This is a genomic window from Shewanella electrica (genome assembly GCF_022321485.1).
GTDB lineage: Bacteria > Pseudomonadota > Gammaproteobacteria > Enterobacterales > Shewanellaceae > Shewanella > Shewanella electrica.
Map to the genome: position 1 here is coordinate 1 of NZ_JAKOGG010000112.1, position 321 is coordinate 321.

Genomic DNA, 321 nt, shown 5'->3' on the forward strand with positions numbered 1-321 from the left:
GCTGAACTCGAGGCAAGGCACCCACTTGGATCGAAGCAGGTACTCGATCTGCTTCAAAAGATCCTCCACGGTGAGTGGTGGCAGGTACGATAGGGTCTCGAACTTCTTGATGCCCTCAATTGGCCACACCTGCATGCACTTGATCCTTCCGCCATTGCTGACGTTGCCGAAGCCCGAGTTGGTGGAGCGGCGGCTGACGGGGAGCCCGGCGGTGGACTTGAGCCCTTGGAATGGAGCCACGGAGGTGGCCGAGGAGGCCATCACGGTGGGGGCCATAGCCACGTAGTTAGTTAGCTAGCTTACTGGCTAGTAGTAGTAGAG

General features: G+C 58.6%; 1 protein-coding gene. It reads right to left on the reverse strand.

All coding sequences use genetic code 11. The features are described 5' to 3' along the window. The coding region (locus L9G74_RS23970; RefSeq protein ID WP_238898545.1) for a ribulose-1,5-bisphosphate carboxylase small subunit at positions 1 to 276 on the reverse strand (276 nt) is incomplete at its 3' end. Between the last annotated feature and the right edge of the window lie 45 nt (positions 277 to 321).